Annotated in this window: 22 protein-coding genes; 5 read left to right on the plus strand and 17 right to left on the minus strand. The window is 68.2% G+C overall.

Annotated features, from left to right (window positions below):
• Positions 1–58: 58 nt before the first annotated feature.
• Together C0012_RS00915 and eno are read right to left on the minus strand one after the other, a co-directional pair.
• Complete coding sequence (locus C0012_RS00915; RefSeq protein ID WP_232527728.1) at positions 59–481, minus strand: FtsB family cell division protein; 423 nt, start codon at positions 479–481, stop codon at positions 59–61.
• 143 nt (positions 482–624) lie between these two features.
• Positions 625–1,905, minus strand: a complete 1,281-nt coding sequence (gene eno / locus C0012_RS00920) for a phosphopyruvate hydratase (protein WP_110588627.1) — start codon at positions 1,903–1,905, stop codon at positions 625–627.
• Positions 1,906–2,086: 181 nt separating this feature from the next.
• Here eno and C0012_RS00925 point away from each other — a divergent pair, with 181 nt between their 5' ends.
• On the plus strand, positions 2,087–2,755 hold the full coding sequence (locus C0012_RS00925; RefSeq protein ID WP_110588626.1) for an SDR family oxidoreductase: 669 nt from the start codon (positions 2,087–2,089) through the stop codon (positions 2,753–2,755).
• A 21-nt stretch (positions 2,756–2,776) separates the two neighbouring features.
• Here the strand turns inward: C0012_RS00925 and nagA are convergent, their stop codons facing one another.
• The 4 genes from nagA to C0012_RS00945 all read right to left on the minus strand — a co-directional run bounded on the left by nagA (position 2,777) and on the right by C0012_RS00945 (position 6,156).
• Positions 2,777–3,931 (minus strand): N-acetylglucosamine-6-phosphate deacetylase, encoded by a 1,155-nt coding sequence (gene nagA / locus C0012_RS00930; protein ID WP_110588625.1) that lies wholly within the window; start codon positions 3,929–3,931, stop codon positions 2,777–2,779.
• Between the two features lie 97 nt (positions 3,932–4,028).
• Entirely contained in the window at positions 4,029–4,511 is a 483-nt protein-coding gene (locus tag C0012_RS00935) for a hypothetical protein (protein ID WP_110588624.1), read from the minus strand.
• Positions 4,511–4,864 carry a GntR family transcriptional regulator gene (locus C0012_RS00940; protein WP_110588623.1) on the minus strand — a complete coding sequence of 118 codons (354 nt, stop codon included), beginning with the start codon at positions 4,862–4,864 and terminating at the stop codon, positions 4,511–4,513. The genes C0012_RS00935 and C0012_RS00940 overlap by 1 nt, the downstream gene beginning before the upstream one ends.
• Before the next feature lie 38 nt (positions 4,865–4,902).
• Positions 4,903–6,156, minus strand: a complete 1,254-nt coding sequence (locus C0012_RS00945; RefSeq protein WP_110588622.1) for an APC family permease — start codon at positions 6,154–6,156, stop codon at positions 4,903–4,905.
• Between the two features lie 200 nt (positions 6,157–6,356).
• Here C0012_RS00945 and C0012_RS00950 point away from each other — a divergent pair, with 200 nt between their 5' ends.
• Entirely contained in the window at positions 6,357–7,355 is a 999-nt protein-coding gene (locus C0012_RS00950) for a DUF1648 domain-containing protein (RefSeq protein ID WP_110588621.1), read from the plus strand.
• Positions 7,356–7,473: 118 nt separating this feature from the next.
• On the opposite strand, the gene hisS is transcribed toward C0012_RS00950, so the two are convergent.
• From hisS to mfd, 4 genes are all read right to left on the minus strand, one after another.
• Positions 7,474–8,751: a histidine--tRNA ligase gene (hisS, locus tag C0012_RS00955; protein WP_110588620.1), complete on the minus strand. Its 1,278-nt coding sequence runs from the start codon at positions 8,749–8,751 to the stop codon at positions 7,474–7,476.
• Positions 8,752–8,975: 224 nt separating this feature from the next.
• Positions 8,976–9,638 (minus strand): MazG family protein, encoded by a 663-nt coding sequence (locus C0012_RS00960; protein WP_110588619.1) that lies wholly within the window; start codon positions 9,636–9,638, stop codon positions 8,976–8,978.
• Between the two features lie 108 nt (positions 9,639–9,746).
• Positions 9,747–10,898: a Na+/H+ antiporter NhaA gene (nhaA, locus tag C0012_RS00965; RefSeq protein ID WP_110588618.1), complete on the minus strand. Its 1,152-nt coding sequence runs from the start codon at positions 10,896–10,898 to the stop codon at positions 9,747–9,749.
• Between the two features lie 113 nt (positions 10,899–11,011).
• Positions 11,012–14,638 (minus strand): transcription-repair coupling factor, encoded by a 3,627-nt coding sequence (gene mfd / locus C0012_RS00970; RefSeq protein ID WP_198411036.1) that lies wholly within the window; start codon positions 14,636–14,638, stop codon positions 11,012–11,014.
• 35 nt (positions 14,639–14,673) lie between these two features.
• Here mfd and C0012_RS00975 point away from each other — a divergent pair, with 35 nt between their 5' ends.
• Positions 14,674–15,126, plus strand: coding sequence for a hypothetical protein (locus tag C0012_RS00975; protein WP_110588617.1), 453 nt, complete (start codon positions 14,674–14,676; stop codon positions 15,124–15,126).
• A gap of 73 nt (positions 15,127–15,199) precedes the next feature.
• On the opposite strand, the gene pth is transcribed toward C0012_RS00975, so the two are convergent.
• Together pth and C0012_RS00985 are read right to left on the minus strand one after the other, a co-directional pair.
• Complete coding sequence (gene pth / locus C0012_RS00980) at positions 15,200–15,784, minus strand: aminoacyl-tRNA hydrolase (protein ID WP_110588616.1); 585 nt, start codon at positions 15,782–15,784, stop codon at positions 15,200–15,202.
• Between the two features lie 76 nt (positions 15,785–15,860).
• Positions 15,861–16,469: a 50S ribosomal protein L25/general stress protein Ctc gene (locus C0012_RS00985; protein WP_110588615.1), complete on the minus strand. Its 609-nt coding sequence runs from the start codon at positions 16,467–16,469 to the stop codon at positions 15,861–15,863.
• A gap of 446 nt (positions 16,470–16,915) precedes the next feature.
• On the opposite strand from C0012_RS00985, the gene gndA reads away from it, so the two are divergent.
• Entirely contained in the window at positions 16,916–18,364 is a 1,449-nt protein-coding gene (gene gndA / locus C0012_RS00990; RefSeq protein ID WP_111466929.1) for an NADP-dependent phosphogluconate dehydrogenase, read from the plus strand.
• A 50-nt stretch (positions 18,365–18,414) separates the two neighbouring features.
• Here gndA and C0012_RS00995 read toward each other — a convergent pair whose 3' ends face one another.
• A complete protein-coding gene (locus C0012_RS00995; protein ID WP_332835666.1) occupies positions 18,415–19,947 on the minus strand; it encodes a sensor histidine kinase in 1,533 nt (510 codons plus the stop codon).
• The gene (locus tag C0012_RS01000; protein ID WP_408631122.1) at positions 19,944–20,690 is read right to left on the minus strand and encodes a response regulator transcription factor; all 747 of its coding nucleotides are present in this window, start codon (positions 20,688–20,690) and stop codon (positions 19,944–19,946) included. Before C0012_RS01000 ends, C0012_RS00995 begins: the two co-directional genes overlap by 4 nt.
• Positions 20,691–20,773: 83 nt before the next feature.
• Between C0012_RS01000 and C0012_RS01005 the strand changes: the two genes are divergently transcribed.
• Entirely contained in the window at positions 20,774–21,346 is a 573-nt protein-coding gene (locus C0012_RS01005) for an NUDIX hydrolase (protein ID WP_110588613.1), read from the plus strand.
• Between the two features lie 503 nt (positions 21,347–21,849).
• On the opposite strand, the gene C0012_RS01010 is transcribed toward C0012_RS01005, so the two are convergent.
• From C0012_RS01010 to glmU, 3 genes are all read right to left on the minus strand, one after another.
• Entirely contained in the window at positions 21,850–22,704 is an 855-nt protein-coding gene (locus C0012_RS01010) for a type IV toxin-antitoxin system AbiEi family antitoxin domain-containing protein (protein ID WP_110588612.1), read from the minus strand.
• 705 nt (positions 22,705–23,409) lie between these two features.
• Complete coding sequence (locus C0012_RS01015) at positions 23,410–24,444, minus strand: ribose-phosphate diphosphokinase (RefSeq protein ID WP_110588611.1); 1,035 nt, start codon at positions 24,442–24,444, stop codon at positions 23,410–23,412.
• Positions 24,434–25,879, minus strand: a complete 1,446-nt coding sequence (gene glmU, locus C0012_RS01020; RefSeq protein WP_110588833.1) for a bifunctional UDP-N-acetylglucosamine diphosphorylase/glucosamine-1-phosphate N-acetyltransferase GlmU — start codon at positions 25,877–25,879, stop codon at positions 24,434–24,436. The genes C0012_RS01015 and glmU overlap by 11 nt, the downstream gene beginning before the upstream one ends.
• Position 25,880 lies beyond the last annotated feature (1 nt).

Consider the following 25,880-nt stretch of genomic DNA (forward strand, 5'->3'; position numbering starts at 1 on the left):
TACCGATGGCCTCTGATATTTCTCCCAGGAAACCGAGGTCCTCACTGAAACGTGATGTTCAGTCGCCCGATGTTTCGCCAGGATCCGGCGTCGGCTGGAACACGCTGTCCTCGTCCGCGACGGCCTCCTTCGCGAGACCAGCCTGCACGATCGATCGGACGGTGGTGCCCATCCAGTCGTGCTCCCTCTCCTCGGCCTCCGCGTCGATGGGCTCAGGATCACCCTCCACGTCGTCCTCCGGAAGATCGTCCTCGACGAGGTAGACGATCTCTCCCGGCAGCGTGTAATACAGCCGCTCACGTGCCTCACTCATGACGTAGACCGGATCCTGCCAGCGCTCACGCTCGCGCTCGAGGGCCGCGATCTCGTCTTGCGTCACGGAGACCCTCTGCTCGGCCTGCGCGATCTGCTGGCGCATGTCGATGTACCCGCTCGCCGACGGCACGAGGATGAACGCCCCCAGCACCACGAGCCCCAGCATGATCGCAGCGAAACCGGACAGCCTGATCCCGCCGAGCCACTCGCGCGCACTGACGTCGCGCCGGGCAGACGCTCTCCGGGTACGCGGAGAGGGAGCCGCCGTTCGTGCCATGCGACTCCCTCTCTCGTGGTGCGTGCGCGGGATCAGCCCTGGAAGCGCGGGTAGGCGCCGCGTCCCGCGAAGGTCGCCGCGTCGCCGAGCTCCTCCTCGATGCGCAGAAGCTGATTGTACTTCGCGACACGGTCGCTGCGTGCGGGCGCGCCCGACTTGATCTGACCGCAGTTCACGGCCACCGCGAGGTCAGCGATCGTGACGTCTTCCGTCTCGCCCGAACGGTGCGACATCATGGCCGTGTAGTTCGCGCTGTGCGCCATCGAGACGGCGTCGAGCGTCTCGGTGAGCGTGCCGATCTGGTTGACCTTGACGAGCAGCGAGTTCGCGATGCCCCGGTCGATGCCCTGCTTGAGGCGCTCGGGGTTCGTGACGAACAGATCGTCGCCGACGAGCTGCACCTTGTCGCCGATGCGCGAGGTGAGACCCGCCCATCCCTCCCAATCGTCCTCTGCGAGGGCGTCCTCGATCGTGACCAGCGGGAAGTTCGCGAGCAGCTCCTCGTAGTAACCCGTGAGCTGCTCGGCCGTCCAGTCCTTGCCCTCGAAGCGGTAAACGCCGTTCTCGAAGAACTCCGTCGACGCGACATCGAGGCCGACGGCGATGTCCGATCCGGGCGTGAAGCCGGCCTTCTCGATCGCCGACATGAGGAAGTCGAGCGCCTCGCGGTTGCTGGGGATGTCGGGAGCGAATCCGCCCTCGTCGCCGAGCCCCGTCGCGAAGCCGCCGGCGAGCAGTTCCTTCTTGAGTACCTGGTACGTCTCCGCACCCCAGCGCAGCGACTCAGCGAACGACTCGGCGCCGTGCGGGACGAGGAAGAACTCCTGCATGTCGATGCCGTTGTCGGCGTGCTCGCCACCGTTGATGACGTTGAGGGCCGGCACGGGAAGCACGTGCGCGTTGGCACCCCCGACGTAGCGGTAGAGCGGGAGGTCGGCGCTGTCGGCAGCGGCCTTCGCGACGGCGAGGCTGACGCCGAGGATCGCGTTGGCGCCGACGCGCTTCTTGTTCGGGGTCCCGTCGACCTCGTTCAGGGTCTGGTCGACGAGGCGCTGGTCGCTCGCGTCCAGGCCCTCGATCGCGGGGCCCAGCTCATCGATGACGCCGTCGACTGCCTTCGTGACGCCCTTGCCGCCGTAACGCTGTGCGTCGCCGTCGCGGAGCTCGTACGCCTCAAACGCGCCGGTCGACGCACCCGACGGGACGGCCGCACGCTGCACGATTCCGTCATCGAGAAGAACCTCGACCTCGACGGTGGGGTTCCCCCGCGAGTCGAGGATCTCGCGTGCGCCTACTGCTTCGATCTGTGCCACGGACTACTCCTTGAAAGGTGGGCGATGAGGGCCTTCCGGCCCGGAGCCAGTCTATGGGGAACGCCCGAACGACGACACACGCTGCCCCGACGAACGGTCCCGCGCACCGCACCCGCCCCCTGTCGCGCGGCCGCAGCGTGCGGCAGGATGGAGCGCATCGAAACGGGTTCGGAAGGCGCAGATGACCGGCAGCGGAACGACAGGCGAACGTCACGTACTGCTCGCGGGCGGCACGTCCGATGCGGGGTGGGCCATCGCCCGGACGTTGCGTACGGACGGCACCCGCGTCACGATCGCGGGACGGAGCGCGGAGAAGCTCGCGGCCTTCGCCGATGAGGGATTCGGCACGATGCGCGTCGACCTCTCCGACGCCGACGCAGTAGATCGCGCGATCGATGGCCTCGAGAGGCTCGACGGCCTCTTTCCCCTCGTCGGGGGATGGCGCGGCGGAGGCGGGATCTCCGGCCAGTCCGACGCCGATTGGAGGTCGCTCGAAATCGCACTCACGGCTGTGCGGCACACGTGTCGCGCGGCGTGGCCGCTGCTCGATGCGTCACCGGCCGCGCGCGTCGCGGTCATCTCGTCGACCGCCGTGACCAGGCCGCTCGCAGGAGGAGCGAACTACGCGGCGGTGAAGGCGGCAACGGAGGCATGGATCCAGGCGCTCGCCCACGGATTCGAGAAGTCCGCGCGAGATGCCGGACGCACGCAGGCGGGAGCCTGCACGATCTTCCGCGTGAAGGTGCTCTCCGGCCTCGAGGAGACCATCGCGACGCGCTTCGCCGCACTCTGGAATGCAGATCCGACCGGCCCTGGGGCCGACGTCGTCACTCTGGAGACGGCCGACTGACCGCGCCCCGCGCCGGATCCGTCAGTTTCCCGCGGGCACAGCGAGCGGCGTCCCCGCACCCCAGACGCGCGTCACCTCGAGCTCGGGAGTGAGCAGCACCGCGTCGGCCGCGAATCCCGCTTCGAGCACACCGAGATCGCCGTCCCGGCCGAGCGCGCGCGCCGGGATCCGCGTGAGCGCGTCGACCGCCGTCGCCAGCTCGATGCCGCACGCTCCCACGGACTGGCGCAGGGCCCCATCCATCGTGAGCGTCGATCCCGCGATCGATCCGCCGTCCGTGAGCCGCGCGACACCATCGGTCACGGTGACGGACAGCGATCCGAGGATGTAGACGCCGTCCGCGGCCCCCGCCGCCGCCATGGCGTCTGTGATGAGCGCCACGCGCCCGGGCGCGGCGTCGAACAGCATGCGAGAGATCACCGGCTCGACGTGCACGCCGTCATTGATGAGCTCGAGCGTCACATGATCACGCGCGAGCGCCGCACCGATGGGTCCCGGCGCGCGGTGGTGCAGACCGTCCATGGCGTTGAACGCATGCGTGAGGATCGACGCGCCGGCGTCGAAAGCGGCCAGCGCCCCGTCTCGGTCGGCGGCGGTGTGCCCGACGGCCACCCGCACACCGGCCTCGGCGAACCGCCTCGTCGCGTCGAGCGCGTGCGTTTTCTCCGGCGCGAGCGTCACCTGCGCGAGCGTGCCCCGAGCTGCGGTAAGGAGTGCCTCGACCCGCTCGGCGGTCGGGTCTGTGAGCAGTGCCTCATCGTGCGCGCCCTTGTGCTGTGCATCGAGGAAGGGCCCCTCAAGGTGCGATCCGAGTACGAGCGGGTCATCCTCCGCCACGCTCGCGATCGTCGCAAGCTGTCCCTCCAGATCGGCGACCTTCGCAGTCACGAGCGAGAGAACCGAGCGCGTCGTGCCGTGCGCCCGATGCACCGCGAGCGCCGCGCGGATCTCTTCGACATCACCGTCGAAGCCGGCGGTGCCTCCGCCGTGACAGTGAAGGTCGATGAAACCGGGAGTCAGGACGCCCCCGCGCGCGTCGACGACCGTGTCGTCAGTTTCCGCGCGCCACGAGTCGCCGGTGCCGCGCGCAGCGATGCGTTCACCGTCGAATCTCACCCACCCGTCCTGTTCGATCGAGCCCGACGAGACGATCAGCGCGGAGTGGATGACGGTCATACCGTCCGATCCTGCCACCTCGCGCGACTCATTCCACCGAATCTGCACAAGTCTCGCGGGATCCCCGCGATCGACAACGCGAAGACAGGGGCTGCACTCATCTCCGGAGCAATTCGGCGCCCGTGACCGCATCTTCGACGGCCACCGTGACACACGAGCCATCTGTACGGGTCACGGTCAGAGCCTCTCCCGTGCGGAGGATCAGCTCGCGGTCGCCGTTCGCACGATGGTGCCAACCGAATCTGTTCAGGTACCTGCTCTCGCCGACGTCGACAACCTCCACTGCCGCGATGTCATCCCGAGGAACGTGCACGCGCGGGAAACCCAGGACAGACCGCACGGTGAAGCCCGACCGATCGACTCGCACCGAGAACGCCTGCGTCAGGACGGCGAGGATGCCCACGACGAGGGCGCTGACCACACCGATCCAGGTACCGGCCCAGATCGGGTCATCCGTGACGAGTGTTCCGATCGCGACCACACCGATCAGCAGAAGGTACGCGGCGAGACCGATGATGTTGAACCATCGGGCGCGCCGCGACCTCTCGACACGCTGGATCCATGCCTTTCGATCGGTCATCACGCCGACCTCGGCGACGAGTCCTGGATCGGACCGGGCAACATCTCGGATGAGGTGCCAAGGGTCGCGTCGCGCTCGGCGGGGCGGCGAATGTCCTCGGGCAGGTGGGCCGCCGGTGCGTTGACGATGACGGCGCCGCGACCAGAACGCACGTCGACGAACCGTTCAGCGGGCAGCTGATGTCGAGCGCGACGCAAAGATTGCGAGATCACGCCCACGGATCCCTCCAGCTGCTTCGAAGCCGGCAGCCGTTCTCCTGCCGCGACGCCACGGGTGACCATGACGGTCTGCATCGCCCCGACGACCCGCACGAAAACTAGTTGTTCGTCCGCAAGATCGACGCCGAGAGGCATACGTCGATTTTAAACGAACGCGCGAAAGTTCCCAGGGGTCACACCGACCGTCGCTCCACGACGAGGCGGATGGCGCGTAGCACGATGCCGATGGCGACGACGACGAGACCGCCTGCGACGGACTGCCAGGGCAGCATCGCGGCGAGGCCGACGCAGCCGACGGCGCCCGCGAGCTGCAGCCATCGCGGATAGCGACGCACCGCGGATCCCTGCCGCAGGGCCGCGACGTTGGCGATGAAATAGTAGAGCAGCACGCCGAAGGAGCTGAATCCGATGGCGCCCCGCAGATCCGCGAGCGCGATCACTGCGATGACGACGACCGCGACCGCGATCTCGGCACGGTGGGGCACGCGGGTGCGCGGATGGATCCGGGCGAAGAACCTCGGCAGATCTTCCTCGCGCGCCATGGCGAGGCTCGTGCGCCCGATCCCAGCGACGAGGGCCAGCAGCGCGCCGAGAGACGCGCACGCCGCCCCCACGCGCACGATCGGCTCGCCCCAGCCCCACCCGGAAGCCGAGACGACGTCGGCGAGCGGGGCGGACGACGCGGCGGTCGCTGCAGGACCGAGCACGTGCAGCGTCGTCACGGCGATCACCCCGTACACGACGACCGCGCCGAGGAACGCGAAGACGATCGCACGTGGGATCGTGCGCGCGGGATCCCGCACCTCCTCCCCCATCGTCGCGATCCGCGCGTACCCGGCAAAGGCGAAGAACAGCAGCCCAGCCGACTGCAGAATCCCGTACCAGCCGTGTTCGAAGAACCCGGCACCGAGCACGCCGGCCTCCGCGGGCGGGGCGACCACGCCCGACGCGACGACGAACACGAGCGACATCAGCACGAGAACGACAATGATCTTGGTCGCAAGAGCTGTGCGCGTCACCCCGAGCAGGTTCACGATCGTGAGGGCGGCGACCGCCGCGATCGCGATCGGTCGCTCGACGCCCGGAGCGACGTACGCCGCGAACACGAGCGCCATCGCCGCGCAGCTCGCGATCTTGCCGATCACGAAGCACCATCCGGCGAGGTATCCCCACCAGGCGCCGAGTTCGGCGCGCCCGTACGCGTACGTACCTCCCGCGACGGGATGCACCGCCGCGAGCTGCGCCGAGCTCGTCGCGTTGCAGAACGCGACGAAGGCCGCGAGCACGAGCCCGATGAGGAGACCGGATCCGGCTGCAGCCGCGGCGGGGGCGAAGACGGCGAAGACTCCCGCGCCGATCATCGACCCGAGTCCGATCGCGACAGCATCGGCGAGCCCGAGACGGCGGGCGAGCCCAGAGGACGACATATCGGGATCGTATCGACTCGCATCCCGCCGAATACGGGCGCCACGCGCCCCGGAAGCCGACGTTCACTCACCGTTCGCCGGGCGTCTGACATTCGCGCGAGATGCTGACGAGAATCCGGATCGCGTCAGGCGCTCGGCGGGAGGTCAGTCGCTCGGCACACCGCGGCGCCTCCCCGCGGCGACCCATATGCTGAGTCGCGATGACTCGCCGCTCTCCTGCCGCCGGTCGCCGATTCCGTCTCGTCGCCGTATGGCTGCCGACTGCCGTCACCGCGCTCGCCGTCAGCGTTCAGTTGGTCGCGCTTCCGTTCGCGCCGATCACCATCGCCGTGCACTGGTCGCTCACCGGGACGCCCGACGGCTTCGGCTCGCCGTGGAGCTCCGTCGCCGTGACTGCTGCCGTCGGGTTCGGGATCACCGCGCTTTTCGCGGCCTTCGCCATCTTCGACATCCGCCCCGATCATCAGGCCCCCGCCCATCGGCTGCTCGCCGGATCGACGTGGTTCGTCGTCGCGATGATGTGCGCACTGACCACGACGACCTTCCTCCAGCAGATCGGGGCCGCAGACGCCAGCGATGCGCCGAACGTCCTGCCGATCCTCGCTATGAGCCTCGCGACAGGCTTCGCAGGCGCCGTTCTCGCCTCCGTCGCGGTCTCGGATCCTTCGGCTCAGGCGCGCCCTGCGGATCCGCGCGAGCTCTCCCCCGCACAGACGGTCCAGTGGTTCGGCACGGCGCGGCGAAGCCGAGCGGACCCATCACTCGCTCTCTTCGCTTTGGTACTCGGCGCCTTCTCCGCCTTCGGTCTGACGATCGCCGCGACGGGCGGTTCATCGTGGTGGTTGCAGGCCCTGCTCCTCGCGATCGGCGCGGTGTCCCTGCCCGCGATGCTCGAGCTCCGAGTGCGCATCGACGCACGCGGCCTGCTCGTGCGTTCGCCGATCGGGTTTCCCCGGATCCACATCCGCCTCGATGAGATCGAGGGCGTCGAGGAACTCGACGTCAATCCCGTGGCGAGCTACGGCAAGCTCGGCTGGAGCACGAAGTTGGCGCTGCCGGAGGACGCGGCCGCGATCCGAAAGGGACGGGCGCTCCGAGTCGGCCGACGCGACCGCACCCCGCTCGTCGTGACGGTGGACGATGCGGGCACGGCAGCAGCCGTGCTCGAGGCGCAGCTCGCCGCCGAACGCCACGGCTGACGACCGTGCACGCTTCGCATGTGTTCGCCGAGCGCCTGAGCTGCACACGAGATGCCGACGAATCGCCCGATCGCGTCAGGCACTCGGCGGGAGGTCAGTCGCTCGGCACACCGCCGCGTCAGCCGAGGGGCTTGAGCTCGAGCTCGGTTTGACCAGCCGCGACGGTCGCGAACTCGACGTAGCCGTCGGCCTCAGCGCGGTCGAGGACACCCGTGAGGTTGCGCGGACGCTTCTCCAGCCGCACGCGCGCCCCTCCGGAGACGAGCGCGGCCTTGTGCGCCAACAGCTCCGACACAGGCACGTCCTTGTCGTGCACGAGCACGACGGCGCGCGGGCCGTCATCTTCCCCGGCAGAGACGAGGTCGACGATCCGCTCGAAACCGATCGAGAACCCGACCGCCGGCACCTCCTGGCCGAGGAATCGCCCGACCATGCCGTCGTAGCGACCGCCGCCGCCGAGTGAGTACGAGACCGAGGGGTGCGCGATCTCGAAGATCGTGCCCGTGTAGTAGCCCATGCCGCGCACGAGGAACGGATCGAACTGCAGCGGCGTCGCCGCGTCGCCGCGGGCGGCACGGACGGAGTCTCCGATGCCGACGAGGTGCTCGACGATCTCGTCGGGGATCCCCGCGGGCAGGAGCGCGCGGATCTGCTCGGCGCCGAACTCCGATCCGTCTACCTCAGGAAGATCCACGAGGAACGTCTCGAGCGCCGACACTGCTGCCTCGGCCCCACCGCGCTCGCGCAACTCGGCCGCGACTCCCGAAGCGCCGATCTTGTCGAGCTTGTCGATGGTGATGAGCACGCCCGGGCGATCGGCCTCGGGGAACCCGAAGACGTCGAGCATCGCGTCGAGCGCACGCCGGTCGTTGATCCGCACGCTCGCCCCCGCGAGCCCGAGCGCGTCGAGTGCGTCGAGCGTCGCCGTGATGAGCTCGGCTTCGGCGCGGCTCGTCGCATCGCCCATGATGTCGATGTCGCACTGCATGAACTGGCGATAGCGCCCCTTCTGCGGCCGTTCCGCGCGCCACACGGGCGCGATCTGGATCGCGCGGAAAACGGTCGGCAGCTCGGCGCGATGCGAGGCGTAGAAGCGCGACAGCGGCACCGTGAGGTCGTATCGTAGCCCGAGATCGGCGAGGGCGGCGGGGTCGTCGGCGCCCGCACGGATCTTCTCGGCATCGAGCCCGCGACGCATGATGCTGAAGGCGAGCTTCTCGTTATCGCCGCCGACACCGGCATGCAGACGCGAGTACTCCTCCATGACGGGCGTCTCGATCTCGTCGAAGCCGTGCGCGCGGTAGCGCTCGCGGATCACGGCGAGCACGCGCTCGCGTCGGGCCTTGTCAGCGGGGAGAAAGTCGCGCATTCCGCGCGGCGGGTTCACGGTTGCCATAGGGGATCCATTCTTTCACCCCGAAGTCGATCGACCGCCCCCCGGCGCCTTCCGGAGGAATATCACGCTCGGGAGGGCCCATCCCGCCATTCCTTCCTCCGCACCGCGGATCCCCTCCGACATGCGCACACGGATCCTCCCCAACGCGCACCCCAGACCCCCTCCGACATGCGCACACGGACCCTCCCCAATGTGCGCGCGGAGATCCTCCGACGACCGGCGCGCTACTCGGCCGCGCGCACCTCTTCGGAGAACGCACGGACGCGACCGCGCAGCGCGCGCTCGGCGTCCCAGCCACGTTGGCGCGCGAGCGCGACGAGCCCGAGGATCGTCTCACCGAGCTCTTCTTCCGACTGCGGCAGAAGATCCTCGCCATCGGCCTGCTCGAGAGCCTCGACCGCCTGGATCTCCTCGGCGTACGACAGCCCGGCGCCCACCTTCTCGCCCTTGCCGAGAACCTTCTGAGCGAGAGCAAGGGCGGGCATTCCGGCCGGCACGCCATCGAGCACGGAGGTGCGCTCGCGCTTCTCCGCGGCCTTGGCCGCGTTCCACAGCTCGATCACGCGCTCGGGCGTCTCGGCCGTCTCACCCGCGAACACGTGCGGGTGACGGTGGATCATCTTCTGGGCGAGATCGCCGGCCACATCGTCGATCGTGAACTCATCCGACACGACGGAATGGAGCAGAATCTGCCACAGAACGTCGCCGAGCTCCTCACGGAGTGCGTCGGCGGACCCCGATTCGACGGCGTCGATCACCTCGGCTGCCTCTTCCGTGAGATACGGCACGAGCTTCTCGTGCGTCAGCTCCCGCGACCACACGCACTCGGCGTGCACCCGATCCGCCACCTCGGCCGCTTGCCGCAGCCCATCGCCTGCCCCAGTCACAGGTCTACCCTGCCACTGATCGTACGTGTCCCCGACACGTCCGCACGTCTTCCCCGGGTCGGGCGCAATTCGCTGCGGACTCGGGGAAGACGTGCGGACTCGGGCGCGTCAGGCGTCGACGGCGGCGCGGCGGTAGCTGCGCGCGCGAGCCGCGACGAAGATCGCCGCCAGCACGAGCGAGATGAGGGATCCGAGCAGCACGCCGATCACGGCCTCGTCGGCGACCGTCGGGTCGTCGAACGCGAGGCGCGATAGCAGAAGCGACACGGTGAAGCCGATGCCGCCGAGCGCGGCTGCCGGCAGGATGTCGGCGACAAACAACTCGGGCTTCTCGCCCTTCTTTCTGCCGACGAACATCGCCAGCCAGCCGAACAGAGTGATGCCGATCAGCTTCCCGACCGGCAGTGCCACGAGGATGCCCCAGAGCGCGGGCGAGATCTCGTCGATGGACACCTGCGGGATAGCGACGAGGGCCGAGAAGAACGCGAAGATCGGCAGGATCACGGCGTTCGTCCACGGCTCGAGCGCGTGGCGGGCGTGCATACCCTCGTCCTGACGGATCACGAGGCCAAGGAGCACTCCCGCGATCGTCGCGTGCACCCCCGAGAGGTAGATGAACGCCCAGGCAACGAGTGCGACCACGATCATGAGCGGCACGATCACGGCCTGATTCTCGCGAGAGCGCATGCGGCTGAGGATCGCGAAGACGACGACGCTCGCGATGCCGAGTCCGAGCATCAGGAAGTCGAGATCGGTCGCGAAGAGAACCGCGATGAACACGATGCCGACGATGTCGTCGATGATCGCGAGCGCGAGAAGAAAGACGCGCACCTTGGTCGGCAGGCCCTTGCCGAACATCGCGAGCACGCCGAGCGCGAACGCGATATCCGTCGCCGTCGGGATCGGCCAGCCGGCCGCCGTCTCGGAGCCCCCGGCGATCAGCAGGTAGACCGCGATCGGCACGATGACACCACCTGCGGCGGCGATCGCGGGCTTGATCGCCTTGGCCGCGCTGTTGAGCTGACCACGCGTCATCTCGTACTGCAGCTCGACCGCGACGCCGAAGAAGAACACCGCCAGCAGCAGGTCCGCGACCCAGTGCGAGAGCGACAGGTGGAGCCCGAGCGACTCGGGACCGATCTCTGTGTGGCTCCAGTGGATGATCTCGTCACCGAACGGGAGATTGGCGAAGAGCAGGCCCAGCGCGGCGGCGCCGAGCAGGAGGAACGCGGGAAAGCGCTCGGAACGAAGGAGGTGCATCAATACCTTTCGGATCGTCAGAGGATCGCGAACCATGAAGACTCGCGACGCCGACCAGACTTCCCGGCACACCGATTCCACCTTATCGGCACGTGCCGTTCTGGCCTGTCAGATTACTGGGCCGCTGCGTCTTTCGCAGGCCCCGCGTCCACATGGGTGGGCAGTGGGAAGATCGCGTCGAGCAGTTGGCCCACCCAGGTAACGAGGCCGGTGTCGTCGAGCGACGCCCCGCCTGCCTGCGGCAAGGGAACAAGGAGTGCGTCTCCGCCCGCGACGATCTTCGCGCCCGGGTGAAGCCGCTTCAGCCGCACCTGCATCGAATCGGGCAGGGCGGCCGGTGCGATGCGCAGGTTCTTCCCCATTGCGACGACGTCGGTCAGTTGCGACTGCGCGGCGCGGCGGCGCAGGCGCGCGACCCGCACGAGGCCGTCGACCGTCGCCGGCGGCTCACCGTACCGGTCGGTCAGCTCGTCGACGACGAGGTCGATCGCGTCGTCGGACGCCTGCGCCGTCGCAGCCGCCGAGAGCTTCTGATAGGCCTCGAGGCGCAGCCGCTCGCTGTCGATGTAGTCGTCGGGGATCCGCGCCTCGATCGGCAGCTCGAGCCGCAGCTCGACGGGCCCGTCGTTGTCCTCGCCCCGGAACTCGCTCACGGCCTCGCCGATCATGCGCAGATACAGGTCGAAGCCGACACCTTCGATGTGCCCGGCCTGCTCGGCTCCGAGCAGGTTTCCGGCGCCGCGCAGCTCGAGGTCCTTCATCGCCACCTGGATCCCGCTCCCGAGATCGTTGTGCACGGCGATCGTCTCGAGCCGGTCGGCGGCCGTCTCGCTCAGGGGCTTGGTCTCGTCGTAGACGAAGTAGGCGTAGGCGCGTTCACGCCCGCGCCCCACGCGCCCACGCAGCTGGTGCAGCTGTGCGAGACCGTACTTGTCGGCACGGTCGATGATGATCGTGTTCGCATTCTGGATGTCGATGCCGGTTTCGATGATCGTCGTGCACACGAGCACGTCGAACTTCCGCTCCCAGAAATCGTCGACGACCTGCTCGAGCTGCCCCTCGCTCATCTTCCCGTGCGCGACGGCGACGCGCGCCTCGGGAACGAGCTCGGCGAGGTGATTCGCGAGCTTCTGGATGCTCGTCACGCGGTTGTGCACGTAGAACACCTGCCCCTCACGCAGCATCTCGCGCCGGATCGCGGCCGCGATCTGCTTGTCGTTCGACGGACCGACGTACGACAGGATCGGATGGCGCTCCTCGGGCGGCGTCGCGAGCGTCGACATCTCGCGGATCCCCGTCACCGCCATCTCGAGTGTGCGGGGAATGGGTGTCGCGCTCATCGCGAGGATGTCGACGTTCGTCTTGAGCTTCTTCAGGGCATCCTTGTGCTCGACGCCGAAGCGCTGCTCCTCGTCGACGATCAGGAGCCCGAGGTCCTTGAAGATCACGCCCTGCGTGAGGATCCGGTGCGTGCCGATGACCATGTCGACGGATCCATCGGCGAGGCCGCGGATCGTCTCCCGCGCCTGCGTATCGGTCTGGAATCGACTGAGCGCCTTGACGGTCACGGGGAAGCCCGCGAAACGATCGGCGAACGTCTCGAGATGCTGTTTCACGAGGAGCGTCGTCGGCACGAGCATCGCGACCTGCTTGCCGTCCTGGATCGCCTTGAAGGCGGCACGCACGGCAACCTCGGTCTTGCCGAAGCCGACGTCGCCCGACAGAAGGCGGTCCATCGGGATCTCGCGCTCCATATCGCGCTTGATCTCATCGATCGTCTGCAGCTGGTCAGGTGTCTCGGCGAAGGCGAAGGCCTCTTCGAGCTCGCGCTGCCAGGGCGTGTCGGCGCCGAAGGCATGCCCCTTCGATGCCATGCGCGCCGAGTACAGCTTCACGAGCTCGACCGCGATGTCCCGGACCGCCCGCCGCGCCTTCTTCTTCGCCTGCGACCAGTCGGATCCGCCCATCTTCGACAGCTGCGGGCTCTCGCCGCCGACATACTTCGACAGCAGATCGAGCTGGTCGGTCGGGACGAACAGCTTGTCGCCGGGATAGCCGCGCTTCGACGGCGCGTACTCGAGCACGACATAGTCGCGCGTCGTCTTCTGGGCATTTCGGCCGCCAGTCGTCACCTCGCGCTGCACCATCTCGACGAAGCGCCCGATCCCATGCGTCGCGTGGACGACGGGGTCGCCGGGCTTCAGCTGCAGCGGATCGACGACGTTTCGGCGCCGCGACGCGAGCTTCTTGGGCCCCTGCTGGTGTCCCGTCGCCGCGCGGCCGTAGAACTCCGATTCCGTGAGCACGGCGAGCTTCGCCTCGTCCGAGCTGAATCCCCGCTCCACCTCGGCGCACACGAGCGAGACGACGCCCTTATCGGGGGCCGCATCCAGGTCGTCGACGATGCGCGCCGCGACGCCCTTCTCGCTGAGCACATCGCGCGCTCGCTCGACGAGTCCGGAGCCCGCGGCCGCGAGAACGACGGCCCACCCGTCGCGCACCAGCCCTTCCACGTGCTCCGTCGCGCCCTCCACGTTCCCCTGAAAAGACGGGATCGCGTCGCCTGCGACGCGCGTCGGCGCGCCCCCGATCGACACACGATCAGCGGCGTCCGCAAGCTCTGCTTCGATCGCGCCGAGACCCGAGTCGAACGGGCTCAGCGTCCACCAGACACCACCAGCTTCGCGCGCCGCTTCACGCAGATCGTCGAGGGCGAAGAAACCACCCGACGACAGGTCGACGGGCGCTTCCCCGCCGGCCGTGGCAGCGCTCCAGGCGGCCTCGAGAAACTCGGCGTTCGTCTCCGCGAGGCTCACGGCCCGAGAAACAGCCCGCTCGGGATCCACGAGGGCGACGGCCGCGCCATCCGGCACGTAGTCGATGAACGACAGCAGAGGCCCCGCGACGAGATTGGACAGCGACTCCATCCCCTCTGCGGGGATCCCCTCGGCCATCTTCTCGAGGATCTGCGCGATGCCGGGGTACTCGCCCTGGAGTTCGCGGGCGCGCTGCCGCACCTCGGGAGTGAGCAGCAGTTCCCGGCTCGCCGTGAGTTCGACGCGGTCGACCTCGCCCGGAACCGAGCGCTGATCCGCGACCGAGAACTCACGGATCTGGTCGACCTCATCGCCGAAGAACTCGACGCGGTAGGGATGCGGCGCCGTCGGCGGGAACACGTCGAGGATCCCGCCTCGCACGGCGAAGTCGCCGCGCCGCGACACCATGTCGACGCGGTGGTACGCGAGCTCGACAAGGCGCTCGACGATCTCCTCCAACCACAGATCGCGCCCGCCGACCGACAGCGAGATAGGAGCCGCGTCGCCGAGCCCGCGCACGATCGGTTGGATCGCCGAGCGGATCGACGCGGTCACGACGAGCGGCCGCGCACCATCCCACGTGGCGAGGGCGCGCAGCGTCTCGAGCCTGCGGCCGACCGTCTCGGGGCTCGGACTGAGGCGCTCGTGCGGCAACGTCTCCCACGCGGGCAGCTCGCGCACCTCCGATTCCGGCACGAGCGCGCGCAGTGAGGCGGCGATCGACTCGGCACGGCGACTCGTCGGCGCGAGGGCCACGAGAACGGGCGGATGGCCCGACTCAAGGCGGCGGGCGAGGAGGGCCGCGAGGCCCGGCGCGTCGAGGCCGTCGACGAGCGACAGCTCGGAGTCGACCGACGTCGCCTGGAAAGCCTCCCGGAACGACTCGGACGTGTCGAGGGCGCGCAGGATCCCGGAAAGAGTCACCGCACAAGTCTACGAGGCGTCGGTAGCCTGGGCGCGTGACCGCCTCTCCTGCTGCCCCTCGCCCGAGGCGCCGCACCCTCGGAATCGTCGCCTTCGTCGCCGCCGCAGCTGCCGTCGCGATCGGCGCCGTCGGAATCTGGCTAGCCGGGTTCTCCCTCGGCCGCATCCTGCGCCTGAGCGACTATCCGGATCTGATCGCGAACGCGACCGACCCCGACGCGCTCCTCGAGGTGGCACAGGGGCAGCTCTGGGAGAGCCTCGGGCGCGCCGGAATCGCCCTCGGGATCCTCGTGATCGCGTGGATTCTGCACGCTCTCGTCGCACTCTGGGGACTCGTGCAGGGCATCGTCGCGACGTCGCTCGACCGCGGCCGGCTGTGGGGCGTTCTCGCGATCGTGATCGCCAGCACGGGCTGGATCGTCCTCGCCGCGTTCATGCAGGAGGCACTGCTGGCGGGGCTCCTCGGCCTCGTCCCGTTCGTCGGGTGACCCCAGATCATCATTTCTGGCACATCTCCGCGGCGGAATTCGCGCAGGGATGTGCCAGAAATGAAGGGCTGCGTCAGGCCTTCGGGGCGTGGACCTTCTGCTGGGCGGCGACGAGCCCCGATTCCGCCACCAGCTCCGTCGCATCGGCCGCGTCCGAGATGAGGATCGGGAGGTTCTTCCGCTCGACGCCAGCGAACTCGCCGAGCACCCAATCGGCCGGATCCTGACGGCCCGGCGGCCGCCCGATCCCGACCCGCACGCGCACGAAGTCGGGCGTGCCGAGGGCCTTCGCGATATCGCGGATGCCGTTGTGTCCGCCGTGCCCACCGCCCGACTTGAGCTTGACGACGTCGAAGGGGACGTCGAGCTCGTCGTGCACGACGATGAGGCGGTCGGGAGGAACCGTGAAGAACTTCGCGAGCGCCGCGGCCGGACCGCCGGACGTGTTCATGTAGCCGTTCGATTTCGCGAGCACGAGCTTCGGCCCGCCCGGGCGCAGCCACGTCTCGACGACGCGCGCGCCCGCCTTGTGCTGCTTCCACGACTCGCCGCGCCGCGCAACGACCTCGTCGACGACCATCTGCCCGATGTTGTGGCGCGTCCGTTCATAGCGAGGTCCGGGATTGCCGAGCCCGATTACGAGCCACCTGTCGGTCATGTCTGCCTCCGTGAGACGTGAAGACGAAACGAGGGGGTGCGGCGACGCCGCACCCCCTCGAACGATATGCCAGTGCTTACTCGGCCGAGGCCTCGCCAGCTTCCTCGCCCGACTCGTCGCTCTCGCCCGACTCGTCCTCATCCGAAGCCGACGGCGTCGAGATCGAGACGACGAGCAGATCCGGGTCGTCGATGAGCGTGACGCCCTCGGGAAGGTCGAGATCCTTCGCGTAGATGTGCGTGCCATCCTCGAGGCCCTCGATGTTCACCACGATGTGCTCGGGGATATTCATCGCGTCGGCCTCGATCGAGATCGACGAAGCGCTCTGCGTCGCGTAGGTGCCCGCGAACGGCTCGCCCTCCGTGAGGTACGGCACGTCGACCGTGAACTTCTCGCCGCGCTTGATGATCACGAGGTCGATGTGCTCGATGACCGAGCGCACCGGGTCGCGCTGCACGTCCTTGACGAGCGCGAGCTGGTTCTTGCCGTCGATGTCGAGGTCGATCACCGCGTTGGCGTGACGGACGATGAGGCTCGTCTCGTGCCCGGGCAGCGCGAGGTGCTGCACGTCGCTGCCGTGGCCGTACAGGACGGCCGGGATCTTGCCTGCGGCGCGCAGACGGCGCGCGAAGCCCTTGCCGAACTCGGTGCGGACATCTACGGAGAGCTTGTTGTTGTCGCTCATGGTCACTCCTGGTGTGGCACGCGGCGACGATGCCGACCGCGTGGATGGATCGGGGGTTCTCGACTCGAACGCACTGCGTGAGGAGACCGAATCCGGTCAACATCACCGCGTCGATAACGGACACGCAAAGCGCGTCCCTCGCCGAGGTCGTTTCTCATCGTACCGGATGCCTCCGATAGAATCGACTTCGCGCGTGCCTGACGCGCATACCGCCCCTTCTTCTCGCTCGGAGCCGCCTTCTCATGGATCCCTCGCACATCCTCGGACTCGTCATCGCTGCGCTCACCGTCGCCGGCGCCATCACGGGAATCGGCGCCATGTTCTCCCTCGGTCGGCAGGCCTCGTACGACGACTGAGGTGTGCCCTCACATCACCGCCGTACGCGCGGTGATCGCGGAGCGACTAACCTGGGGGGATCCTGATCCTCCCTCTCTAAGGAGTCGTGCGTGAACGCTGCCGCAGCCAATATCGGGGTCGTCGGCCTCGCCGTGATGGGCTCGAACCTGGCCCGCAACCTGGCCAGCCGCGAGGGCAACACGGTCGCGGTGTACAACCGCAGCCGCGAGAAGACCGATGACCTCGTCGCCGAACACCCCGAAGCGGGCTTCCTGCCGGCCTTCTCGTACGAGGAGTTCGCAGCGTCGCTGTCGAAGCCCCGCACGGCGATCATCATGGTCAAGGCGGGCCGCGGAACCGACGCCGTGATCGACGAACTCGTCAAGGTCTTCGAGCCCGGCGACATCATCGTCGACGGCGGCAACGCCTACTTCCCCGACACGATCCGCCGAGAGAAGGCGGTGCGCGAGACGGGCATCAACTTCGTTGGCGCCGGCATCTCGGGCGGCGAAGAGGGCGCACTCAACGGCCCCTCGATCATGCCCGGCGGATCCGATGAGTCCTGGGTCACGCTCGGGCCGATCCTCAAGTCGATCGCGGCGGTCGCCGAGGGCGAGCCGTGCGTCACGCACATTGGCCACGACGGCGCCGGGCACTTCGTGAAGATGGTGCACAACGGCATCGAGTACGCCGACATGCAGCTCATCGCCGAGGCCTACGACCTCATCCGCCGCGGCACCGGCAAGACGCCCGCCGAGATCGCCGATGTCTTCGCCGAGTGGAACAAGGGCGAACTCGAGTCGTACCTCATCGAGATCACCGCCGAGGTGCTACGGCAGGTCGACGCCGACACCGGCAAGCCGCTTGTCGACGTGATCCTCGACCAGGCAGGTGCCAAGGGAACGGGCGCGTGGACCGTGCAGACCGCCCTCGCGCTCGGCGTGCCAGTCTCGGGGATCGCCGAGGCGACCTTCGCTCGTTCGCTCTCATCGCACCCGGAGCAGCGCGCCGTCGCGTCGACTCTCCCCGGCCCCGAGGAGGCCTTCGAGGTCGCCGACGCCGACGCGTTCATCGAGGACGTGCGCCAGGCCCTGTTCGCTTCGAAGATCATCGCGTACTCGCAGGGCTTCGACGAGATCCGCGCGGGCGCAGCCGAGTACGACTGGACGATCGACCTCGGCGCCGTCTCGAAGATCTGGCGCGAGGGCTGCATCATCCGCGCGCAGTTCCTCAACCGCATCGCCGACGCATACGCCGAGCAGGCCGACCTGCCCGTCCTCGCGACGGCTCCGTACTTCGCCGACGCTCTCACGCGCGGCCAGGCCGCATGGCGCCGCGTCGTCATCGCGGCGACGCAGGCGGGAATCCCCTCGCCTGCGTTCAGCTCGTCGCTGGCCTACTACGACGGGATCCGCGCCGAGCGCCTGCCCGCCGCCCTCGTGCAGGGCCAGCGCGACTACTTCGGTGCGCACACCTACAAGCGAATCGACAAGGACGGCACCTTCCACACGCTCTGGTCGGGCGACCGCACCGAGATCGAGGCGGAAGACACGCACTGACGACGTGACGACGAGACGGGCCGGGCGATCTTCGCCCGGCCCGTTTCGTCTCATCGGGCGTCCGCTGGCGGGTCCGCAGATGCCGGCTTCGCCGGAAGCACCACCGTGAACGTCGTCGATCCCGGCTCGCTCTCGACCGAGATCGTCCCGTGGTGGGCCTCGACGAGCGCCTTCGCGATCGACAGGCCGAGCCCGGATCCGCCCGTTTTGCGGGCGCGGCTGGAGTCGCCGCGCGCGAAGCGCGTGAAGAGCGTCTTCTGCAGCTCGGGTGCGATGCCCGGTCCGGTGTCGTGCACCGCGAGGATCGCGCGCGTCGCGGATCCCTCACCTTCGGTTCGCAGCGAGACCGTCACCTCGGTGCCTTCGGGCGTGTGCGTCCGAGCGTTCGCCAGCAGATTCGTGACCACCTGCGTCAGCCGGGCTCTGTCGCCCGCGACGAACACATGGTCCTCCCCCACATCGGCGCCCCAGTCGTGCTCCATGCCCGCCATCGCCTGATCGGCGACGGCATCGAGTACAAGCTGGGTGAGGTCGACCATGTCGTAGACGAGGTCGCTGCCCTCGTCGAGACGCGCGAGCAGCAGCAGGTCCTCGACGAGCCCCGTCATCCGCTGCGATTGGGCCTCGATCCGTTGCAGCGACTGCCGGCTCGTCTCGCTCAGCGTGCCGTCGCGCAGCGAGAGCTCGCTGTAGCCGCGGATCGACGCGAGCGGCGTGCGAAGCTCGTGGCTCGCGTCGGCGACGAAGCGACGCATCGTCTCCTCGTTGCGCTGTCGCGCTGCCAGGGAATCCTCGACGTGGTCGAGGAGCGTATTGAGGGCGGATCCGACCTGTCCGACCTCCGTTCCCGGATCGGCCTGCTCAGCCGGAACGCGCTCGGAGATGGACACATCGCCCTGATCAAGGCGCTGTCGCGAAACGCGCGTCGCCGTCTGGGCGATGGCGCGCAGAGGTCGCAGGCCGCCGCGGATGACGCCGGAGGTGGCGATGCCCAGCAGGAGCATGCCGCCGATCGTCGCGAAACCAATCGCCCAGAGCATCGTGCGCAGGGTGAAGCTCTCGGCGGTCGTCGACATGCCGAAGGCTCCCGCTGTCTCCTGCGAGCCTGTCGCCGTGAGAGCCGCTGCGCGGAACGTGCCGACTCCCGGAACAGAGACGGTCGTCAGGCTGCCGATCGTGTCCTCCGTCGCCTCGATGACACGCTCGTTCTGATCCCGGCTGAGCGTGTACCGCTCATAGTCGTCGCCGACAACCGCGCCCGTCGTTCCCGTGAAGGGACTTCGGATCACGAGCAGCGTGCCGGGAGGGGCGTGCGATCGTTCGAGCTGCTCGGAGGCGGTGCCGTCGAGCATCGTGATTCCGAAATCGGAGCGGAGGCTCTGAGACGCGTCCCTCACGCGACTGTCGACCTGTGAGTTGAGGACGTTGTTGAGCATGACGCCCGTGACGATCGACACCACGAGAAGGATCACGGCGACGATCGAGAAGACCGTCAGCATCAGGCGCGACTGCAGCGACAGACGCGACCCGCCGGGCGCGCCGGCGTCGTCCGGATCCGGCTGCTGCAGCGCGCGCTTGGTCACTGCGGCGCCTTGATCATGTATCCGACACCACGCACCGTGTGGATGAGCGGCTCCCGCCCCGCGTCGAGCTTCTTGCGCAGATAGGAGATGTAGAGCTCGACCACGCTCGATCTGCCCCCGAAGTCGTAGTTCCACACGCGATCGAGAATCTGCGACTTCGACACGACGCGCCGCGGATTGCGCATCAGGAACCGAAGCAGCTCGAACTCGGTGGCTGTGAGCTCGATCTCGTCCTCCCCACGCATCACCTCGTGACTGTCCTCGTTGAGGCTGAGGTCTCCGACACGGAGAATCGGCTCGACCTCGGCAGAAAGCGCCGTCCCCGAGCGACGCATGAGCGCGCGCAGCCGGGCGACAACTTCTTCCAGGCTGAACGGCTTCGTGACATAGTCGTCGCCGCCGGCCGTCAGCCCCGCAACGCGGTCGCTCACGGCATCCTTCGCGGTGAGGAAGAGAACCGGGACGGTGTTCTGCTGCTGCCGCAGGCGCTGCAGAACGGACATGCCATCGAGGTCGGGCATCATGATGTCGAGCACGAGGGCATCCGGATCGAACTCCTTCACACCGTCGAGCGCTTCGAAACCACTCGACGCAGTGCGCACCTCCCACCCCTCCATACGCAGCGCCATCGACAGAAGATCGGTAAGCATCTGCTCGTCGTCTACCACGAGCACGCGCACGGGCGAGCCGTCGGGGCGTGTCAGAGCGGATCCAGTCGCAGAGTTCGTCGTCATGGCTTCCATTGTGCGCCGACTCCTATGCGTTCGCTATGGCGCGAGCTATGCCTGCGCTGTGAGATCAAGCGGACGCCGTACGCTGTCATCCGATGACGAATACGACGCCTTACCCGAGTCCGGCGCGGCACATCACTCTCCTCATCGACGGATGGGATCCGCGCACCGAGGGAGAGCGCGTCGCGCACGCGTCTTTCCGGTCGCACTTCTCGGGCGAGCTCATCCCGATGCATCGGGACACGGCACCGGATCACGCAACGGCTTCCGCTCTCGTCTTCTCTCCCGATCTCTCCCGAACACTGCTGGTCTTCCACGGCAAGGGGCAGTTCTGGGTGCAGCCGGGCGGACACATCGAGGGTCACGACGCATCGATCGTCGACGCCGCGTTGCGCGAGCTCGAGGAGGAGACCAGCACGGACCGCGCATCGGTGCAGCTCCCCGGCGCCTACGACCTCGACCACCACACGCTCGGCAACCGCTTCGGCGCCTGTGCCTCGCACCTCGACGTCGGGATCGCCGTGCTCGCGGATCCGCGGGCGGCCGTGGCGGTCAGCGACGAGTCGGAGGAGGTGCGCTGGTTCCGCGTGAACGCCCTCCCTGACGCCCTCGCGAACGGCGCCGAACGCCGGATCCTCGCAATGCAGGAGCGGGTGCGCAACTCCTGAGCACCTCCCGCCACGTTCGCAGTGGCGAGGCAGGACGCGCGGGAACACACGCTCGCGTACCCTGTCTGGGCCCCGCGCAGAGACCCCACGTCCAAGAGGAGGGGCCGCGACGGTGCTCCCGGGAATAGGAAGAGACCCAGGCTCCGGAGAACACACGCCCGAGGGAAGAGACCCTCTACGGAGGAGATTCCACGCAGCGGACTGACTCCCTCGACGGACGGAGTCCCCGCTCCGGAGGAGATCACCGCTCCGGAGGATCCAATCCCGCACAAAGACCCTCCCGAAGGCAGATCCCCTCCACAACGACACCGCCCTCCTCCCCTGAACCAGCGGAAGCGACAACCAGCCGGGTCCGCACGCGAATCCCCTCGCCTGCGCGAAAGGAGGAGATCCCCACACCGGAGGACCCACCCCCACACAAAGACCCTCCCGAAGGCAGATCCCCTCCACAACGACATCGCCCTCCTCCTCTGCGCGACCAGAGCGGCCGCGCAGATCCATGCTCAGCCCGCGACGCGGCGGGAGCCGCGCGAGAAGCGGTGCAGGCCACGCGCAATGGCGCGCAGGACCAGATCCTGCACCACGGGCCACTCATTCATGATCTGCGCGTAGCTCACGCGGATGACGTGATATCCCATGAGACGCAGGCGAGCGTCGTGCGCGTTGTCCTGGTCACGCTGCGCGCCGATATGGTGCCCGCCGTCGATCTGGATGACGAGGCACTCACCGATGAGGATGTCGACGCGATGGCCCGCGATCACCACCTGCTGCAGGATGCGCTCGTCCAACCACCTCAGCCGATGCACGACGATGGACTCGGTGCCAGCATCCGAGAATGGCGTCACGATCTCGGCGATGCGACGGGCCCGCCCACTCAGCGGAAGCTGGCGCAGCGCCTCGATGTCAACGTACTTCTTCCGGAGCGCGGACTCCCACGTCGCCCGCGCCTGCTCCTCCGGCACGCACGCCGCGAGAATCGTGAGGACATTCTCGATGGGATCCACGAGCACGCCCGGCACGCGCGGCACCAATGGCTCGGACCAGTGCACCCGGGCATGAAGTTCATCGACGTCCACGCGGCCGGCATGGGGCGGCGCGGCGACGTGATGCATCGAGGACTCCTGCGACCACAGTCCGATTCGTGCTGCCTGCGTCAGACACGTCAACACGACGCCCGCACGAGCAGCCGCCACAAGCATCGGATCCGCGTTCTGCAACGCGACCCACCCCTGGCGCGGTCGGTGGAGAGCTCCTGAGGCAACCGCCGCGCGGACGCGGTTTCGTGTGATCCCCAGAGCGAGAAGATCGGCCGTGCGGCAGACGCCGCCGCGACGGCGGACGATTTCGACGAGTTTCATTCGCCGAGCGTGTCGAATATCGCCGTGCGACGCAGAGCGGGATCCGCGTGATTCCGGGGCGCCTGTGGATCGATCAGCAAATCAGCCGGATGTGAGCACGTTGCGCGTCACCCGAAACCCACACCTCGCCGGTTCTCGAAGGCGAACATTGCGCCACGTTCCGGAAGCCCCACGCCCACACGCGGAGGAAGACCGCGCTCATTCGGAGGAGAACCACACCCCGGAGGACCCAGAGTACGGTTCAGCCCCTCCGGAACACACAAACCCTCCATCGCGTGCAGGCACACCCTGAAGAAGGACCGCGCACACACGGACAGACACCACACTCTGGAGGACCCAGACGGCGGACCTGCCCCTCCGGAACACACAATCCCTCCGCCACCTGCGGCGGGGGTTGCGCTCACCGGAGGAGAACCACATTTCGGAGGACCCAGACGACGGACCTGCCCGCCGAAACACACAACCCCTCCGCCACGTGCAACGGGGGCCGCGCACACCGGAGGAGAACCACACCCCGGAGGACCCAGAGGACAGATCAACCCCTCCGAAACACACAACCCCTCCGCCACGTGCGACGGGGGCCGCGCTCACCGGAGGAGAACCACACCCCAGAGGACCCAGACGACAGATCAGCCCCTCCGGAGCGCACAAACCCTCCGCTGGGTGCGGCGACCAGCCGCGCGGGCTCGGCTATGGCGATGTGCCTCAGGCGGCTCCGTCGAACATGCTCGTGACGGATCCGTCGTCGAAGACCTCCTGGATCGCGCGCGCGAGCAGCGGCGCCGCGGACAGCACCGTGAGCTTCTCGAAGCGGCGACGTTCGGGAATCGGCACCGTGTCGGTGACGACGACGCGGTCGATCGCGGCGTCCTGCAGCCGCTCGCTCGCGGGATCGCTGAAGATAGCGTGCGTCGCGCCGACGATGACCTTCTTGGCGCCGTTGTCCTTGAGTGCCTGGGCGGCCTTGACGATCGTGCCCGCCGTGTCGATCATGTCGTCGACGAGCAGGCAGGTGCGCCCTGCGACCGAACCGACGATCTCGTGCACCGACACCTGGTTCGCGACGGTGGGGTCGCGGCGCTTGTGGATGATCGCCAGCGGAACGTCGAGCGAGTCGCTCCACGTGTCGGCGACGCGCACTCGACCCATGTCGGGCGAGACGACCGTGAGCGTCTCACGCTCGTCCTCTGTGAAGGTGTCGACGAAGTGACGCTCGAGAACGGGCTTCGCGAAGAGGTGATCGACCGGTCCGTTGAAGAAGCCCTGGATCTGCGACGCGTGGAGGTCGACGCTCATGATGCGGTCGGCGCCCGCCGTCGAGATGAGGTCGGTGATGAGGCGGGCCGAGATCGGCTCGCGGCCGCGACCCTTCTTGTCCTGGCGCGAGTACGGGTAGTACGGCACGACGACCGTCACCCGCTTCGCCGACGCGCGCTTGAGCGCATCGAGCATGATGAGCATCTCCATGAGATCCTCGTTGATCTTCTCGCCGAACGACTGCACGAGGAAGACGTCGGTTCCGCGCATCGACACCGCGAAGCGCGTGTACATCTCGCCGGAGGCGAAGGTGCGGTGCTCGGTCGGCGCGAGACCGATACCGAGGTGCTCGGCGATGTCGGCGGCGAGCTCGGGGTGCGACCGTCCGGTCACCACCACCATCCGCTTGCGGGTCTTCTGCTCCATTCCGGGCGCGATGCCCCGGTCGAGATCGAGGTCAACCGTCTTGTTCTTACTCGCCATCGGCCTGTTTCTCTGCGCGTCGGGCCCTGGCCGCCGCGTCGGCCGCCGGGGTTCCCGCTCTGTTGTTCTCGACCCAACCCTCGAGATTCCTCTGGGGGGCCACGCTCATCGCCAGCGCTCCGGCCGGCACATCCTTCCGGATGACCGCACCTGCGCCCGTCTTCGCGCCATCGCCCAGTCTAACGGGCGCGATCATCACCGTATGCGAGCCCGTGTGAACGTGGTCGCCGATCCGGGTGCGGTGCTTGTGAACATCGTCGTAGTTCGCCGTGATCGCCCCGGCTCCGAGATTGACGCCCTCGCCGATATCCGAGTCTCCGACGTACGACAGATGCGGCACCTTGCTGCCCGCACCGACCGTCGAGTTCTTCACCTCCACGAACGTCCCCGCCTTCGCCCCGTCGGCCAGTTCGGCCCCCGCGCGCAGGTACGCCCACGGTCCGACGTTCGCGTCCGCTCCGATCACGGCCAGCGTGACATCGCTGCGGCGGACAGTCGCCCGCTCCCCCACTTCGGCGTCCAACAGCGAAGTGTCCGGGCCGATCGTCGCGCCCTCGGCGATCGACGTCGCGCCGAGCACATGCGTGTTCGGCAGGATCGTCACGTCGCGCGCGAGCGTTGCCGTGTCGTCGATCCACGTCGTCTGCGGATCCTGGATCGTCACGCCCTCGAGCTGCCACCGGCGGATCACGCGCTGATTGAGGATCCGCGCCGCGTCGGCCAGCTGCACACGATCGTTGACGCCGAGCGCCGCCGCCGCGTCCGGCGCGGTCACCCCCGCGATGCCGCCGCCCGCGGCGCGGAGGATCCCGATGACGTCCGTCAGGTACATCTCGCCCTGCGCGTTGTCGGTTCCGACCCGCGCGAGCGCACCGCGCAGGGCGGGCGCACGGAAGACGTAGACGCCGGGATTGATCTCGGAGACCGCGAGCTCCTCCGCCGACGCGTCACGCTGCTCGACGATTCGCTCGACCATGCCGTCGCCGCCGCGGATAACGCGCCCGTAGCCCTGCGGATCCTCTAGCTCGGCGCCGAGCAGGGTGGCGTCGGCGCCGCGCCGACGGTGCTCGTCGAGCATCGCCTGGAATGTGGAGACCTCGATCAGCGGCACATCCCCCGACAGGACGAGCACGTCGCCCGAGAAATCGGCGGGCAGCGCCTCGACGCCGAGCTGCGCAGCTCTCCCTGTTCCCGGGATCTCGTCCTGATCCACCGCGACGACGCCCGGGTGATCCTCCAGGGACGAGGCGATGAGGTCGCGCTCGTGCCGCACGACGACGCGGACGAGCTCGGCGCCGAGCGACTCGGCCGACCGCAGCACGTGGCCGAGGAGCGTGCGACCGCCGATGCGGTGCAGCACCTTGGGCGTCGCCGACTTCATGCGCGTGCCGCGCCCTGCCGCCAGGACAACGATTGCGAGGTTCTGCTCAGTCACG

It is taken from the genome of Microbacterium suaedae (assembly GCF_003254645.1).
GTDB classification, from domain to species: Bacteria; Actinomycetota; Actinomycetes; order Actinomycetales; family Microbacteriaceae; genus Microbacterium; species Microbacterium suaedae.

Excerpts from the sequence above, each read along its gene's own strand:
- C0012_RS00940 (WP_110588623.1), bottom strand. The coding sequence starts at position 4,864 with ATGCCTCTCGGCGTCGATCTTGCGGACGAACAACTAGTTTTCGTGCGG.
- C0012_RS00950 (WP_110588621.1), top strand. The coding sequence starts at position 6,357 with ATGACTCGCCGCTCTCCTGCCGCCGGTCGCCGATTCCGTCTCGTCGCC.
- pth (WP_110588616.1), bottom strand. The coding sequence starts at position 15,784 with ATGACCGACAGGTGGCTCGTAATCGGGCTCGGCAATCCCGGACCTCGC.
- C0012_RS01015 (WP_110588611.1), bottom strand. The coding sequence starts at position 24,444 with ATGGCGAGTAAGAACAAGACGGTTGACCTCGATCTCGACCGGGGCATC.
- C0012_RS00925 (WP_110588626.1), top strand. The coding sequence starts at position 2,087 with ATGACCGGCAGCGGAACGACAGGCGAACGTCACGTACTGCTCGCGGGC.
- C0012_RS01005 (WP_110588613.1), top strand. The coding sequence starts at position 20,774 with ATGACGAATACGACGCCTTACCCGAGTCCGGCGCGGCACATCACTCTC.
- C0012_RS01010 (WP_110588612.1), bottom strand. The coding sequence starts at position 22,704 with ATGAAACTCGTCGAAATCGTCCGCCGTCGCGGCGGCGTCTGCCGCACG.
- nhaA (WP_110588618.1), bottom strand. The coding sequence starts at position 10,898 with ATGCACCTCCTTCGTTCCGAGCGCTTTCCCGCGTTCCTCCTGCTCGGC.
- C0012_RS00935 (WP_110588624.1), bottom strand. The coding sequence starts at position 4,511 with ATGACCGATCGAAAGGCATGGATCCAGCGTGTCGAGAGGTCGCGGCGC.
- C0012_RS00985 (WP_110588615.1), bottom strand. The coding sequence starts at position 16,469 with ATGAGCGACAACAACAAGCTCTCCGTAGATGTCCGCACCGAGTTCGGC.
- nagA (WP_110588625.1), bottom strand. The coding sequence starts at position 3,931 with ATGACCGTCATCCACTCCGCGCTGATCGTCTCGTCGGGCTCGATCGAA.
- C0012_RS00915 (WP_232527728.1), bottom strand. The coding sequence starts at position 481 with ATGCTGGGGCTCGTGGTGCTGGGGGCGTTCATCCTCGTGCCGTCGGCG.
- C0012_RS01000 (WP_408631122.1), bottom strand. The coding sequence starts at position 20,690 with ATGGAAGCCATGACGACGAACTCTGCGACTGGATCCGCTCTGACACGC.
- hisS (WP_110588620.1), bottom strand. The coding sequence starts at position 8,751 with ATGGCAACCGTGAACCCGCCGCGCGGAATGCGCGACTTTCTCCCCGCT.
- C0012_RS00945 (WP_110588622.1), bottom strand. The coding sequence starts at position 6,156 with ATGTCGTCCTCTGGGCTCGCCCGCCGTCTCGGGCTCGCCGATGCTGTC.